Annotated in this window: 16 protein-coding genes; 12 read left to right on the forward strand and 4 right to left on the reverse strand. The window is 73.3% G+C overall.

Going from position 1 to position 14524, the window contains the following annotated elements:
- Positions 1-187 precede the first annotated feature (187 nt).
- The 7 genes from ACXR2U_RS13780 to ACXR2U_RS13810 all read left to right on the forward strand — a co-directional run bounded on the left by ACXR2U_RS13780 (position 188) and on the right by ACXR2U_RS13810 (position 6063).
- Positions 188-1060: a ZIP family metal transporter gene (locus ACXR2U_RS13780; RefSeq protein WP_458825624.1), complete on the forward strand. Its 873-nt coding sequence runs from the start codon at positions 188-190 to the stop codon at positions 1058-1060.
- A gap of 73 nt (positions 1061-1133) precedes the next feature.
- The gene (locus tag ACXR2U_RS13785; RefSeq protein WP_458825625.1) at positions 1134-2024 is read left to right on the forward strand and encodes an undecaprenyl-diphosphate phosphatase; all 891 of its coding nucleotides are present in this window, start codon (positions 1134-1136) and stop codon (positions 2022-2024) included.
- A gap of 18 nt (positions 2025-2042) precedes the next feature.
- Positions 2043-2717 (forward strand): response regulator transcription factor, encoded by a 675-nt coding sequence (locus ACXR2U_RS13790; RefSeq protein ID WP_458825626.1) that lies wholly within the window; start codon positions 2043-2045, stop codon positions 2715-2717.
- 2 nt (positions 2718-2719) lie between these two features.
- Complete coding sequence (locus ACXR2U_RS13795) at positions 2720-4165, forward strand: sensor histidine kinase (RefSeq protein ID WP_458825627.1); 1446 nt, start codon at positions 2720-2722, stop codon at positions 4163-4165.
- Between the two features lie 57 nt (positions 4166-4222).
- Positions 4223-4876: a DedA family protein gene (locus tag ACXR2U_RS13800; protein ID WP_458825628.1), complete on the forward strand. Its 654-nt coding sequence runs from the start codon at positions 4223-4225 to the stop codon at positions 4874-4876.
- Positions 4866-5651 (forward strand): COG4705 family protein, encoded by a 786-nt coding sequence (locus ACXR2U_RS13805; protein WP_458825629.1) that lies wholly within the window; start codon positions 4866-4868, stop codon positions 5649-5651. Before ACXR2U_RS13800 ends, ACXR2U_RS13805 begins: the two co-directional genes overlap by 11 nt.
- A 67-nt stretch (positions 5652-5718) precedes the next feature.
- On the forward strand, positions 5719-6063 hold the full coding sequence (locus ACXR2U_RS13810; protein WP_458825630.1) for an STAS domain-containing protein: 345 nt from the start codon (positions 5719-5721) through the stop codon (positions 6061-6063).
- A 33-nt stretch (positions 6064-6096) separates the two neighbouring features.
- Here the strand turns inward: ACXR2U_RS13810 and ACXR2U_RS13815 are convergent, their stop codons facing one another.
- Positions 6097-6549 carry a VOC family protein gene (locus tag ACXR2U_RS13815; protein WP_458825631.1) on the reverse strand — a complete coding sequence of 151 codons (453 nt, stop codon included), beginning with the start codon at positions 6547-6549 and terminating at the stop codon, positions 6097-6099.
- A gap of 103 nt (positions 6550-6652) precedes the next feature.
- On the opposite strand from ACXR2U_RS13815, the gene ACXR2U_RS13820 reads away from it, so the two are divergent.
- The gene (locus ACXR2U_RS13820) at positions 6653-7636 is read left to right on the forward strand and encodes a helix-turn-helix transcriptional regulator (protein ID WP_458825632.1); all 984 of its coding nucleotides are present in this window, start codon (positions 6653-6655) and stop codon (positions 7634-7636) included.
- A gap of 8 nt (positions 7637-7644) precedes the next feature.
- Here ACXR2U_RS13820 and ACXR2U_RS13825 read toward each other — a convergent pair whose 3' ends face one another.
- The gene (locus ACXR2U_RS13825) at positions 7645-8361 is read right to left on the reverse strand and encodes an SDR family oxidoreductase (RefSeq protein WP_458825633.1); all 717 of its coding nucleotides are present in this window, start codon (positions 8359-8361) and stop codon (positions 7645-7647) included.
- 83 nt (positions 8362-8444) lie between these two features.
- Between ACXR2U_RS13825 and ACXR2U_RS13830 the strand changes: the two genes are divergently transcribed.
- The gene (locus tag ACXR2U_RS13830) at positions 8445-9023 is read left to right on the forward strand and encodes a TetR/AcrR family transcriptional regulator (RefSeq protein WP_458825634.1); all 579 of its coding nucleotides are present in this window, start codon (positions 8445-8447) and stop codon (positions 9021-9023) included.
- On the opposite strand, the gene ACXR2U_RS13835 is transcribed toward ACXR2U_RS13830, so the two are convergent.
- Positions 9007-9621 carry a TetR/AcrR family transcriptional regulator gene (locus ACXR2U_RS13835; protein ID WP_458825635.1) on the reverse strand — a complete coding sequence of 205 codons (615 nt, stop codon included), beginning with the start codon at positions 9619-9621 and terminating at the stop codon, positions 9007-9009. The two genes, ACXR2U_RS13830 and ACXR2U_RS13835, sit on opposite strands and share 17 nt — an antisense overlap.
- Before the next feature lie 113 nt (positions 9622-9734).
- Here ACXR2U_RS13835 and ACXR2U_RS13840 point away from each other — a divergent pair, with 113 nt between their 5' ends.
- Positions 9735-10811, forward strand: coding sequence for a Gfo/Idh/MocA family protein (locus tag ACXR2U_RS13840; protein ID WP_458825636.1), 1077 nt, complete (start codon positions 9735-9737; stop codon positions 10809-10811).
- Positions 10812-10849: 38 nt separating this feature from the next.
- Positions 10850-12154, forward strand: a complete 1305-nt coding sequence (locus ACXR2U_RS13845) for an NtaA/DmoA family FMN-dependent monooxygenase (protein WP_458825637.1) — start codon at positions 10850-10852, stop codon at positions 12152-12154.
- A 24-nt stretch (positions 12155-12178) separates the two neighbouring features.
- On the opposite strand, the gene ACXR2U_RS13850 is transcribed toward ACXR2U_RS13845, so the two are convergent.
- Positions 12179-13030, reverse strand: a complete 852-nt coding sequence (locus ACXR2U_RS13850; protein WP_458825638.1) for a LysR substrate-binding domain-containing protein — start codon at positions 13028-13030, stop codon at positions 12179-12181.
- A 75-nt stretch (positions 13031-13105) separates the two neighbouring features.
- Here ACXR2U_RS13850 and ACXR2U_RS13855 point away from each other — a divergent pair, with 75 nt between their 5' ends.
- Complete coding sequence (locus ACXR2U_RS13855; RefSeq protein ID WP_458825639.1) at positions 13106-14425, forward strand: FAD-binding oxidoreductase; 1320 nt, start codon at positions 13106-13108, stop codon at positions 14423-14425.
- The last annotated feature ends 99 nt before the right edge of the window (positions 14426-14524 follow it).

Here is a 14524-nt window from a genome sequence, read left to right on the forward strand (position 1 = left end):
ACGGTCGTAATCTGATGACCGTACGACCATAGCCCCCCGCAGCCCGCGGCGCACGTGCCCCGGGGTGACCTCGCGGACACCCGCGGACGGGCCGTTCGTGTAGGCCACGTGTAGAGGGGTTCACGGATCCCGCCGCCCGTGGTGAGGTGAGGCTCACCTCACCGCCGACCGCCCCGGGAGCGACCGCATGAGCCTGTCCACGACCCTGCTGTTGGGCCTGATCGCCGGTGTGACGATCGTGCTCGGTCTGCCCGTGGGGCGGATGCGGCGTCCGGCGCCGACCCTGCGGGTGGTGCTCAACGCGACCGCGGTCGGCGTGCTGCTGTTCCTGCTGTGGGACGTGCTCTCCGCGGCGTGGGAGCCACTCGACAACGCGCTCGGTGCGACCCACGAGGGCACGGGCGGCTGGGGTCCGGTGGCGGGGTACGGCGCCCTGTTCGCCGGTGGTCTCGCCGTGGGTCTGCTCGCCCTGGTGGCGTACGACCGGCGGATGGCCCGCGCGACGTCGTCGCGCAACGCCGGCGGACCCGGCGCCATGGCCGTGAGCGAGCGCCCCGCAGCACGTGGGGTCGCGTCGTGGTCACCGGCGAAGCGGACGTCGTTGCTCATCGCGGTCGGCATCGGCCTGCACAACTTCGCCGAAGGGCTCGCGATCGGTCAGGCCGCGGCGGGCGGGGCGATCGCGCTCGCCGTGGTGCTGGTGGTGGGGTTCGCGGTGCACAACGCGACCGAGGGGTTCGGCATCGTCGCTCCGCTCGCGGCGTCCCGCGGCGACGCCGGGACCGTGGAACCGTTGCCCGGCTGGGGTTTCCTGCTCGCGATGGCGGCCATCGGCGGCGGGCCGACCTTCCTCGGCACCGCGGTCGGGTACCAGTTCACCTCCGAACCGGTCAGCGTCGTGTTCCTCACCCTGGCCGCCGGATCCATCGTCTACGTCATCGCGCAGTTGCTCGGAGTCGCCGCGCGGGCCCGGCGGGCCGACCTGGTCGCGTACGGCCTCCTGATCGGGATGCTCGCGGGGTTCGCCACCGACGCGATCGTCACCGCGGGTGGCGTCTGAGCTCGAAGCAGCCAGGTGTGAGCCGGCCGCCGTCTACACGGAATTCCCATGATCGCCACACGAAACTGCCGAGGTGGCACATCTGAGCTGGCTCGAGTCCGGCGTCATCGGCGCGCTGCAGGGCGTGAGCGAACTGTTCCCGGTCAGCAGCCTCGGACACAGCGTGCTGGTACCGGCGATCGTCGGCGGCTCGTGGGCCCGCGACCTGGACGTCAAGTCGCCGGAGTCGCCGTACCTCGCGTTCATCGTCGGGCTGCACGTGGCCACGGCGCTCGCGCTCATCGTCTACTTCCGCCGTGACTGGGTGCTGTTGCTGCGTGGCCTCGGGACCTCCATCCGGTACCTGAGGATCCGACGGCCCGAGGAACGGCTCATCTGGTTGCTGATCCTCGCCACCATCCCGGTCGGGATCCTCGGACTGTTGCTCGAGCACACGTTCCGCACCGTGCTCGCCACCCCGACGCTCACGGCGATCTTCCTCATGGTCAACGGGATCGGGCTCGAGGTGTCACAGCGCCTGCAACGGCGAAGCCCCGAGTCGTTGCCCGACGCCGAGGTCGACCAGGCGTTGGCGCGTCGACCGGTCGGCCAGGCCGTGGCGGTCGGCGCGGCGCAGGTCGCGGCGCTCGCGCCCGGGATCAGCCGCTCCGGGGTGTCCATGGCCGCGGGTGTCGTCGCCGGCTGGGGGAACCAGCAGGCGGCGCGGTTCTCGTTCCTGCTCGCGACGCCGGTGATCCTCGCCGCCGGGGTGTTGAAGGTGCCGGACCTGTTCGGGCCGCTCGGTGACGGCATCCGCGGCCAGGTCCTGTTCGGCAGCGTGCTGTCCGGCGTCGGGGCCTACCTCGCGGTGCGGTTCCTCGACCGCTGGTTCGCCCACCGCACCCTGCGCCCGTATGCGGTGTACTGCATGGTGGCGGGTGCGGTGGCGCTCGTGCTCGTCACGACCCACACCACGATCCTCTGACCGGACGGGAGGTCCAGCGTGCACATCCTCGTCGTCGAGGACGAACCCCGGCTCGCCACCCTGCTGCGCCGCGGGCTGGTGGAGGAGGGGTACGCGGTGACGGTCGCGCACGACGGTGTCGACGGCCTGTGGCACGCGCGCGAGACGCCGTTCGACGCCGTGGTCCTCGACGTGATGCTGCCGAAGCTGTCCGGGTTGGACGTCTGCCGGCGGATGCGGGCGGCCGAGATCTGGTCGCCGGTGCTCCTGCTCACCGCCCGCACCGACGTCCGTGACCGCGTCGACGGCCTCGACGCCGGCGCCGACGACTACCTGACGAAGCCGTTCGCGTTCAGCGAGCTCGCGGCGCGGTTGCGGGCGTTGCTGCGCCGCGGCGCCAGCCGCCGGCCGACCGAGCTGACCGTCGGCGACGTCGAGCTCGACCCGGCCGGGCGCGAGGTGCGCGTGGGCGACCGGCCGGTCGAGCTGACCGCCCGCGAGTTCGCCATCCTCGAGCTGTTCGCCCGACGGGTCGGCGAGGTGCTGCGACGCGACCAGATCCTCGAGCACGTCTGGGACTTCGCGAGCGCACCCGCGAGCAACGTGGTCGACCAGCACGTCGCGAGCGTGCGACGCAAACTCGTGGAGGCGGGCGCCACCGCCGCCATCGTCACCGTGCGCGGCGTCGGGTACCGCCTGACCCCGCCACGATGACGATGACCCCGCCGACGGCGGCGTCGCGCCGGGCGGCGTGGTCCCGGCGGGCGCGCCGGCTGCTGCGCAACCTGCGCTTCCGGGTCACGGCGGTGGCGACCGTCGCCGCGATCGTCCTCGCCGTCAGCGGAGCCGTCGTGTTCGCGGTGCTGTTCCGACAGTCGCTGCGCACCAGCACCGACGACGCCCTGCGCACCATCGCGTCCGGCACCGTCAGTGAGCTCGAGGCGGACGCCGGCGCGCCGCGGCTGACCGCGGTGGCGTCCAGTTCCCGCTCGACCGTCCTGCAGCTCATCGGACCCGACGGCACCGTGCGCCAGACGGTCGCGGCGACGACCTCGCTCGGCCCGACCGTCGAGGCCGGCCGCACCACCCTCGCCGCAGCCGCCGACGTGACCGCCGCCGCGGCCGGGGCCGTGCTGGTCGACCGGCGCGGAGCGCGGGTCCTGCTCACACCGGTCGCCCTGTCGGGCGGCACCTGGGTGCTGCTGGTCGCGAGCGACCTGGACCAGGTCGAGGACGCCGCGCACGACGCGGAAGCGACGTTCTTCGTGGTGGTCCCGCTCGTGGTGCTGCTCATCGCCGCCGGGGCCTGGGTGCTCTCCGGTGCGGTGCTGCGCCCGGTCGAACGCATCCGCGCCGACGCCGCCCAGCTGCGCGACACCGTCACCGCGGGGCGCGTCCCCGACGGGCGGGTCCACCGCCCCGACAGCGGCGACGGCATCGAGGCACTGGCCGTCACCCTCAACGGTCTGCTCGGGGACCTCACCGCCGCCGCCGAGCGGCAACGGCACCTGGTTGCCGACGCCGGTCACGAACTGCGCACGCCGCTCGCCGTCCTGCGCACCGAACTGGAGCTGGCCGACCGCGACACCCGCGACACCGCCTACCTGCGCGACGCCGTCCGCCACGCGCGCGACGAGGTCGACCGGCTGTCCACGCTCGCCGAGGACCTGCTGTTGCTGGCCGACGCCGAACACCGGGTCGGCCGCGACGCGGGCCGGGTCTCGCTCGGCGACGTGGTCGACCAGTCGGTACGCGCCCACCGCGGTGTCGCCGGCCAACACGGCATCGACCTCCAGGTCGACCTGGTCGACGACACCCGCCTGCCGGGTGAGCCGGGATCGCTGCGCCGGGTGGTCGACAACCTGCTCGGCAACGCCCTGCGGGTGGCCACGACGCGGATCACCGTGACCGTCCGTGCGGTCCCCGGCCCGGCGCTGGAACTGGCGGTGAGCGACGACGGCACAGGCTTCGACCCCGACTTCCTGCCCCACGCCTTCGAACGTTTCCGCCGCGGCGACGACGACCGCACCCGGACCGGGTCGGGCGGTGCCGGTCTCGGCCTCGCCATCGTGGCGGCGGTCGCGGCCGCCCACCACGGAACGGCGAACGCGACGAACACGGCGACGGGTGCGCGGGTCAGCGTCACGCTGCCGTCGGCGTGACGAGAACGACCCACTCGGTACACGAGGACTACACGGTTGCCACAGCATCCTGGCCAGGTGCCACCGACAGCCGCGGGAGTCCTCGACACCACCCACCTGATCGGCAGCTTCGGGCTGATCGGGCTCCTGGTGATCGTCTTCGCCGAGACCGGACTGCTCGTGGGGTTCTTCCTGCCCGGTGACTCCCTGCTGTTCGCCGCGGGCGTGCTCATCGCCGGCGGGGTCTTCCACACGCCGTTGGTCGTCGTCGCGGTGCTCGTGCCCGTGGCCGCCACCGCCGGCAGCGTGTCGGGGTACTGGATCGGCCGCCGGGCCGGACCGCCGCTGTTCGACCGGGAGGACGGCCGGATCTTCCGCCGCTCCCACCTGCTGCGGGCTGCGGAGTTCTTCGAGCGTCGCGGCACGTTCGCGGTCGTCGCCGGCCGGTTCGTGCCCGTGGTGCGCACCTTCGTCACCGTGGTCGCGGGCGCGAGCCGGATGGACTTCCGCCGGTACGTCCTGTACTCCGCCGCGGTGAGCGCCGTCTGGGGCGCGGGCCTGCCGATCGCGGGCTACCTGCTCGGCTCGGTCCCGGTCGTGGCCGACCACGTCGAACTGTTCACGCTCGGCATCGCGTTCGTCTCGATCGTCCCGGTCCTCGTCGAGGCCGTCCGGTCGCGGCGTCGCCACCACCGAACCCCCGTGCCGACCGGAGGAAACCGTGCGGTCTGACGTCCGCGTGCCCGAGGCCCGCTACGCACCGGTCGCGAGCAAGGTCCCGCAGATCACGGCGGTGTTCTGGGTCGTCAAGGTGCTCACGACCGGGATGGGCGAGGCGACCTCGGACTACCTCGGCGGGATCGACCTCGTGCTCGCCGGCGGGGTCGGAGTCATCGGCTTCGCGGTGGCGCTGTGGTGGCAGTTCCGCACCGACCGCTACCGGCCGGTCGTGTACTGGTTCGCCGTGGCGATGGTCGCGGTGTTCGGCACGATGGTCGCCGACGTCGTGCACGTGGCGGGTGTGCCCTACGCCGTCACGACTCCCTTCTACGCGGTCGTGCTCGCGGTGGTGTTCACGCTGTGGTGGCGCAGCGAGGGAACCCTGTCGATCCACAGCATCACCACCCGCCGCCGTGAGGTCTGGTACTGGCTGACGGTGCTGGTCACGTTCGCGTTGGGGACGGCGGCGGGCGACCTGACCGCGACGTCCTTGCACCTCGGCTTCTTCTGGTCCGGCGTGCTGTTCGCCGCGGCCATGCTCGTGCCGCTCGTGGGCTTCCGGCTCGGCGTGAACGAGGTCGTGACGTTCTGGACGGCGTACGTCATCACGCGTCCGCTGGGCGCGTCGTTCGCCGACTGGTTCGGCAAGGAGCACTCGATCGGCGGCGGCCTCGGCTACGGCGACGGACCCGTCGCGGGCGTCATGCTGCTCGCGATCGTCGTGCTCGTGGGGTACCTCGCGGTCCAGGACCGCTCATCCCGCGCCGCGGAGTCTCCCGCTCGCTGAGATCGCTCGCCGGCTCGCCGGATGGGCAGACCACCTCTGTGACGACGACGTCGAACGAGGTGGGGCCGTGACCGTGCGCATCCGACACGAGGGCAGCCGGGTGGTGATCGACATCGTGGGCGACTTCGACCTGCGGACCGCCCACGAACCCTACGACGCCGTCAGCACCCTGCTGGCCGGCGGCGAACCGATCTCCGAGGTCGTCGTCGACCTGCGGGGCGTCGACTTCGTCGACAGCACCGGGCTGGGGGGCCTCGTGCGCCTGCAGCACGAGGCCCGCCAGCACGACACCCCGCTCGTCCTGCGCGAGCCGGGACCGCGGTTGCGTCAGCTGTTCGAGATGACCGGCCTCTCCCACGAGTTCACGATCGAGGCCGCCGAACCCGAACCGGACGACGCCGTGCGGGGCTGAGCGGCCGCAGCCGCACCGCGCGCCGCGCGTCGTTCACCGAGCCGCGGCGACGTCGAGGATCCAGGTCACGCCGAACCGGTCGGTGAGCATGCCGAACGCCGGCGACCACGGCGCCGGCCCGAAGGCCTCGACCACGTCGGCGCCGACCGCCAGGGCGTCCCAGTAGCGCTGGACCTCCTCGACGGTGTCGCCGCGCACCGACACGAAGAACGGCTCGGTGGTGACGGTCGTGCCGTGCCGGCGGGTCGTCGTCCCCCGCTCGCGCGGGCCGTCCGCACCCGGCACGTCGTAGGCCATGACCCGGAACCCGGTCGCGGACTCGACCTGGCCGAAGACCACCCGGCCCGCACCCGGAGCGTCCGCCGGCATGCCGAACCTCGCGTACGTGGCGACGGTGGGCTCGCCGCCGAACACCTCGCCGTAGAACGTCAGGGCCTCGCGGGCCTCGCCGTGGAAGTTCAGGTGGGTCGACGTCGTGACGCTCATGATCATGTCCTCCTCGGGCGGCGCCGGTCGTTCCGGCGACAGGGACGACTCTGACAGCGGTAGCGGACAGGGAACGTCCTGTACTTCCGGCATCCTGGATCCCATGCCGACCAGTTCCGCGCCGACCACCTCGGGACGGCTGCTCTCCCTGCTCTCGCTGTTGCAAGTGCGCCGCGACTGGCCCGGGTCGCTGCTCGCCGAACGGCTCGACGTGAGTGCGCGGACGGTCCGCCGCGACGTCGACCGGCTCCGGGAACTCGGCTACCCGGTCACCGCACTCCGGGGACCGGACGGCGGGTACCGCCTCGACGCCGGCGCCCACCTGCCACCGCTGCTGTTCGACGACGACCAGGCGGTGGCGCTCGCGCTGGCGCTGCGCGGCGCCCCCGCCCTCGGCGCCGGCATCGACGAGGCGGCCGCCCGCGCGCTCGCGACCCTCGGCGCGGTGATGCCCACCCGTCTGCGCGCCCGCCTCGACGCCCTGGCACCGACGGTGGTCGGCCACGAGGCGTCGGACGACGCCGTGCGGCCCGCCACCCTGCTGACGATCAGCGCCGCGATCCGCGACCGGGAGGAGCTGCGCTTCGACTACCGCAGCCCCGGGCGCGAGGCCGACACGCACGCGCCACCCCGCCAGGTCCAGCCGCACCACCTCGTGGCGCGGCGCGGTCACTGGTTCGTCGTCGGCTGGGCGACGGCGCGCGACGACTGGCGCACGTTCCGGGTCGACCGGATGAGGCTCCGTGTCCCGAACGGACCCCGCTTCAGGCTGCGGGAGGTGCCGGGCGGCGACGTCGCCACGTTCGTCGCGGCCCGCTCGAAGGGCTCGGACACCGTCGACCGGTGGCCGTGCCGAGGATCCGTGCTGGTGCACCTGCCCGCGACCGACGTCGCACCGTTCGCGGGCGACGGCACGGTGACGGCCGTCGCCGCGGACCGGTGCCGCCTCGACCTCGGGAGCTGGTCGTGGGCCGGCCTCGCGGCCTCGCTCGCGCGCTTCGACGCCGAGCTCGAGGTGGAGGGCCCCGACGAGCTCCGGCGGGCGTTCGCCGACCTCGCCACGAGGGCCGCACGCGCCGCGCGCTGACCGGCGGCTCAGCCGTTCAGAGCGGCGAAGATCTGCGCGTAGCGCTCCTCCGGGTCGAGGGTCAGGCCGGACTTGACGAACGTCGCCCAGTCGTCGCCCAGCACCTCCTGCGCTCCCGACTCGACCGCGTCGAGGCTGCGCCCGGCCAGGCTCGCCGGCGTGATCTTCGGGGCGTCGTACCCCGCGGTCATGTCGGTGTCGACCAGACCCATGTGCACGGCCACGACGTGCGTGCCCTGTGCGGCCAGCTCGAGGCGGGTGGAGTCGGTGAGCAGCCAGGCCGCGGCCTTGGACGCCGCGTACGCACCGCCGGACGGCATCCCGAACCACGACACCGCTGACACGATGTTGACGATCGCGCCGCCACCGTGCGTCGCGAGCACCGGGGCGAACGCGCGGGTCATCCGCAGCGGACCGAAGAAGTTCGTCTCCATCTCGCGCCGGATCGCCGCCTCGTCACCGGTGACCAACGCCGTGCCGGTGGAGATGCCGGCGTTGTTGATCAGCAGGTCGACGTCGCCCGCGGCGACCGCGGCGGCTGCGATCTCGCCCGGGTCCGTGACGTCGAGTTCGAGGCGTTCCACACCGTCCACGGTGACCGAGCGCGGATCGCGGGCCGCGGCGTAGATCTTCGCGGCGCCGCGCTGCTTCAGCTGTTCGACGAAGGCGGCGCCGATGCCCCGGTTCGCTCCGGTGACCAGGGCCACCGATCCCTGCACGTTCATCTCGACCTCGTTCTGTAGTGATCGCTATTGATGTCGACGACCGTAGCACGTTCCGTAGCGCTCGCTACGTTATGCTGGTGGACATGACCGGCCGACCCCGCAGCTTCGACCGCGACGCCGCCCTGGCCGCCGCGGTCGAGCAGTTCTGGCGCACCGGGTACGAGGAGACGTCGATCGCGATGCTGACCTCGGCCATGGGCGTGACGCCGCCCAGCCTCTACGCCGCGTTCGGCGACAAACGCCAGCTGTTCGAGGAGGCCGCGAGCGTCTACTTCGCGCACACCTGCGAAGGTCTCGACTCCGCCATGGCGTTGCCGGTCGTGCAAGACGCGATCGCCCGCATGCTCGACGACACCGCCCACGCCCACACCGACGCCGCGACGCCGCCCGGGTGCCTCATGCTGACCGAGCCCCGGCTCGAGGCCCAACGCGCGGTCGTGCACCAGCGGTTGCGCGACCGGCTCGACCGGGCCGTGCGCGACGGCGACCTCCCGCCCACCGCGGACGCCGAGCACCTCGCGACGTTCCTCGTGGCCGTCCTGCGCGGCATGTCGGGCCGCGCGCGTGACGGCGGCACCCTCGAGGAGCTGCAGGCCATCGCCGGGGTGGCGCTCGCCGCGGTCCCGGCGCGGCCGCGCCGACGCTCTACGCGGGCGCGCTGACGGCTGCCACCGCAACCGCCGCGACGGCTCGCGCCTCCCGCGCCGACATCGGGCCGAGTCCGTTGAACAGGCGGAACACGAGCGGGCCGAACAACAGGTCGACGACGAGTGGTGTGGCGAGCTCGGTGCGCAGCTGCCCGGCGGCCTTCCCGGCCTCGACCAGCCGCTCGGTCGCCTCGCGGCGAGAGCCGAAGAACGCCGTGCGGATCAGGGAATCACCGTCGGGTCGACCTGCTGCGGCGCCGATCAGCTGGGCGGCCACGCGGCCGGGCGGGCTGGCGTAGAACGCGGCCAGCCGGACGATCTGACCGCGGAGGTCACGCGGGGCGTCGCCGGTCGACCGGGTCGGCACGGCGTTCGTGACGATGTCGCCGAACGCTTCGACCGCGAGCGCGAAGCCGTCGGGCCAGTGTTTGTACAGCGTCGCCTTGCTGACCCCCGAACGACGCGCCACCTCGTCGACGGTGAACCCGCCGTAGCCGCGTTCGTCGAGGAGGTCGCGAGCCGCGTCGAGTGCCGAACGTCGGGCGACGAGGCTGACCGGACGGCCCCGACGAGGAGTGCTGCCGGAGTCATCGGCGGGTCGGGCGGCGGCCACGCCCGGGACCCTACCGTCCCCGTTCTACTGAACGGTGCGTTTGCAAAATCGGATCTGCGATGAGATCATGAACGAACCGTTCAGTTTCGTCATGGAGAATCGGAGGGGTCGGCGTGCGTGCGCTCGGAGTCGGAGTCATCGGTGTCAACGCCCGGGGCGGCTGGGCCGCGGAGGCGCACCTGCCGGCCGTCGCCGCGGTCGACGGCCTCGAACTGGTCGGTGTGGCGGCCGGATCCCCGGGCTCGGCCGACGAGGTGGCGCGACAGTTCCACGTGCCCCTCGCGGTGGTCGGCGGCGGGCGCCTCATCGAGCACCCGGACGTCGACCTGGTCACCGTCGCCGCGCCCGTCCCGCAGCACCGGGACCTGATCCTGGCGGCCCTGGCGGCGGGCAAGCACGTGCTCACCGAGTGGCCGGTCGGTCCCGAGACCGTCGATGCCGTCGAGGTCGCCCGTGCGGCTGGCGCCTCGACCGCCCGTGCGTTCGTCGACCTGCAGGCGCGCCGCAACCCCGCCGTGGTGCGACTGCAGGCGATGCTCGCCGCCGAGGCGATCGGGCGGGTGCTCGGGGTGACGGTCCACTCGTCGACGGCCGGCTGGGGTCCGGCCGTCCCGGAGTCCGCGGCCGCGCTCGAGGACCCGGCCACCGGCATGAACCTCCTGACGATCCAGACCGCCCACACCCTCGACCTGGTCGAGCAGGTGCTGGGCCGCTTCACCGCCCTCTCCGCGCTGACCTCCGTGCAGTACCCCGAGGTCCGGATCGGTGACAGCGGGACCGTCCGGCACCGGACCGTGGCCGACCACGTGCTGGTCGACGCCCGTACGGCGGACGCCTGGGCGGCGGTCCAGGTCGCGGGCGGCCGGCCGGTCCACGACACCCCGTTCCGGCTCGAGGTGACCGGCACCGACGGCACGCTCGTGCTCCGCGGCGGCACACCCCGGGGTTTCCAGGCCGGACGGTTGCACCTGGAACACGACGGCGAACGTGTCGAGGTCACCGACCGCGCGACCGACGGCCTGCCGGACCCGGTCGTCAACGTGGCCGGCGTGTACGCGGCCGTGCGGGACGACATCACGACGGGTTCGGTGGTCGCGGCGTCACCGGCGGACGGGGTGTCGCTGGCGCGGCTCGTGGACGCCGTCGCCGAGTCCGCGGCGCACGGCCGGACCGTGACGCTCGAGCACTGAGACCACCGCCCACCACGCGGGTCGTACCGTCGGTCGGCGTGACGGCCGAGACCCTCCACTTCAACGCGTTCATCTGGCCGAACGGCTACCACGAGTCGGCCTGGCGGGTCGTCGACGACGACGTGCACGACGTCCTCACGCTGCGGTACTTCACCGACATCGCGCGTACGGCCGAGCGCGGCCTGCTCGACGCGGTGTTCCTCGCCGACAACCTGGCGATCGCCGAGTACCGCGCCACGTACCTGCCGCAGACCCTGTTCGACCCGGCGATGGTGATGGCGGCGCTCGCCGGGGTGACCGAACGCATCGGGCTGATCGCGACGGGGTCGACGACCTACAGCAAGCCGTGGGACCTCGCCCGGCGGTTCGCCACCCTCGACCACCTCAGCGGTGGCCGGGCCGGGTGGAACATCGTCACGACCATCACCCCGCTCGCGGCGGCGGCGTTCGGCGAGGCAGCCCATCCCGATCACGACGACCGCTACCAGCGGGCGCACGACTTCGTGGACGCCGCGCTGGCGGTCTGGGACAGCTGGGACGACGACGCGGTGGTCGGCGACCGTGAGCGCGGGGTGTGGGCCGAGCGCAGCGCCGTCCACCACGTCCGCCACCACGGACCTTTCCACGACGTGGACGGCATCCTCCCGTTCCCCCGCCCGCCACAGGGGCGCCCGGTGCTCGTGCAGGCCGGACAGTCCCCGGCCGGCATGGGACTCGCCGCACGGTTCGCCGAGCTGGTGTTCTCCGGGCCGACGACGATGGAGCAGGCCGTCGCCTTCCGCGCCGACCTGCACGCCCGGGTGACCGACGCCGGACGCGACCCGGCGCACGTGCCGGTGCTGCCGGCCATGACGATCACGCTCGGCGGCACCGAGGCCGAGGCCCGGGCGAAGTCCGCGCGGCTGGACGAGCTGGTCAGCGCCGACTTCCGCTGGCAGAACGCCTTGTGGACCGCGGGTTTCGACCCGGACGGCTTCGATCCCGACCTGCCGCTGCCGTCGTCGTTGTGGGAGGACCCCACCAACACGGCCAGCCAGGCGCAGCGGTTGTTCGCCGCGGCCCGGGCCCGCCCGGAGGCCTCACTGCGCGAGGTCGCCGCGGACGTCAGCGGTGGCGCCGGTCAACTGCACTTCGTCGGCACGCCCGAGCAACTCGCGGACCAGATCGTCGCGTGGCAGGACGCCGGTGCCGCCGACGGTTTCACGCTGATGGGGTCGACGCTGCCCTACGAGCTGGACGCGTTCGTCGACCACGTCGTCCCGTTGCTCCAGCAGCGCGGACGTTTCCGCAACGAGTACACCGGGTCGACCCTGCGCGACCACCTCGGCCTCGCGCGTCCCTGACCGGCCGCCCCGACGCCGCCGTGGTCAGGCGGCGGTGAGGACCGAGCGCGCGGCCGCGGCCACCGCCAGACCGAGCTGCGGGGGCGCGCCCGTGCGACTGCGCACGTGCAGCCGTTCCGGGGTCAGGGCGGGGAGGTCGTCCCGGCGCTCGAGCCCGGCGGGCGGTTCGCCGAAGTGCGCGAGGAGCGCGACTCCGACTCCGGCGCGAGCGGCACTCACGACGCCCGCCAGGTGACCCGCCTCGCAGACCACGGCGGCGGGAATCCCGTGGGTTTCCAGGATCTCCACCGCGCGCCGCCGGATCGTGCACGGTCCGTCGATCGCCACGAGTGGCAGCGACCCCGCCGGGCGGCGCCAACCCGGGGCGGCGTACCAGCCCAGCGGCAGTTCGCCCGCGGGCTGCGCGCGTTCGTCATCGGGCTCGCCGAGCAACAGGGCCGCGTCGACGCCGCCGTCGGCGAGACGGTCGCGCAGCACGCGCCCGCGGTCGATGCGGAAACGCACGACGGCGTCGGGGTAGCGCTCGGTGACCCGCGCGGTGACCGACGGCAGCAGCAGGTCGGCGCCGTGCTCGGTCGAGCCGATGACGAACCGGTCGACGGCCGCGTCGCAGCCGCGGGCCCGTTCCAGGGCGTCGTCGTGGGCGGCGAGGATCCGCCGGGCGTCGGCGACCAGCACGAACCCACGTTCGGTGAAGCGCACGCCCCGTCCGTTGCGCTCGACGAGCGCCCCGCCCGACGCGTGCTCTAGCCGCCGCACGTGCTGGCTGACCGCGGACTGCGACAGGTGCAGGGTCTCGGCCGCGCGGCGGAAACCACCGGAGTCGGCGATGGACGTGAGGGACCGCAGTGCCACGATGTCCAAGACCTCTGCCATGTCGACAGGATAACTGTGATAAGCCTCCGCGATCAGTCCCCCACCACGCCCGTCACACCGCCCGCCCATCCCGAGGTGACCTGGTCGACCGACCCGGTCGACCGCGCCGCCCACCGCCACGACCGCTCGGGGTGGACGCCGGCTGTCGACCCGGCGTTCGTCGCCCACGTGCGCGGCGTCGAGGGCGTCCGTCACGTCCTGCGGCACGCCCACGCGACCGGGACGCCGGTCGTCCCCCGCGGGGCGGGGACCGGGCTCGCCGGCGGCGCGACGGCTCTCGACGGCGCCATCGTGCTCGACCTCACCGCCCTCGACGCCGTGGTCGACCTCGACGTCGACGACGAGATCGCCACCGTCCAGCCCGGCGTGGTCACGGCCGACCTCGACCGCGCCGCCCGCGCGGTCGGCCTGCGGTACGCCCCGGACCCGGCGAGCGTGGAGATCTCCACGGTGGGCGGCAACATCGCGACGAACGCGGGCGGTCTGCACTGCGCGAAGTACGGCGTCACCCGCGACGCCGTCCTCGGCCTCGACGTCGTGCTGGCCGACGGCCGGTTGATCCACACCGGCCGCCGTTCGGTGAAGGGGGTGACCGGTTACGACCTCACGGCGCTGTTCGTCGGGTCCGAAGGCACCCTCGGCGTGATCGTCGGGGCGACCCTCCGGCTGCGACCGCTGCCCCTCGCGACGACCACGATCAGTGCCTCCTTCACCGACGAACAGGCCGCCTTCGCGGCGATGCGCGCGGTCCGGGCGGCCGGCGTCGTGCCCGCGGTCGCCGAGTTCCTCGACGGTTCGACCCTCGCCGCCATCGACGCCCACACCGGCAGCGACCTCGCCGCGCGCGGGGCGGCCTTCCTGCTCCTGCAGACCGACGGCGCCGCCGCCGACGCGGAGGCCGCCCTCGCCGCCCAGCAGCTGCGGCCGCTCGCCACCCAGGTCGCGGTGACGGGTGACCCCGAGGAGGCGGCCCGCCTCGTTGCGGTGCGCCGGGCGGCGCTGCCCGCCCTCGAGAACATCGGCACGGTGGTCATCGAGGACATCTGCGTGCCGCGGTCCCGGCTCGCGGCCGCGGTCGCCTCGGTGCGCGAGATCGCCACCCGGACCGGCACCGCGGTCCACACGTTCGCCCACGCGGCCGACGGCAACCTGCACCCGATCGTGGTCCTGCGCGACGGCGAGACGGTCGAGGACCCCCACATCCGTGAGGCGACCGACGCGATCTTCGCGACGGCCCTGCGCCTGGGCGGCACGGTCAGCGGGGAGCACGGCGTCGGCGTGCTCAAACGCCGCTGGATGCGGGAAGAACTCGGTGAGGACGTCACCGACCTGCAGCAGCGGGTCAAGGCCGCGTTCGACCCCACCGGCATCCTCAACCCGGGTCGCGCGATCTGACCCGGGCCCGACCGATCGTGTTTCGTGATCCCACCGATCACGGAAGAGCGTTGGACCTCCGGCATTTTGCCTACTAGTTTGGTAGGCATGACCGGGTTG

Source organism: Jatrophihabitans sp. YIM 134969 (assembly GCF_054456675.1).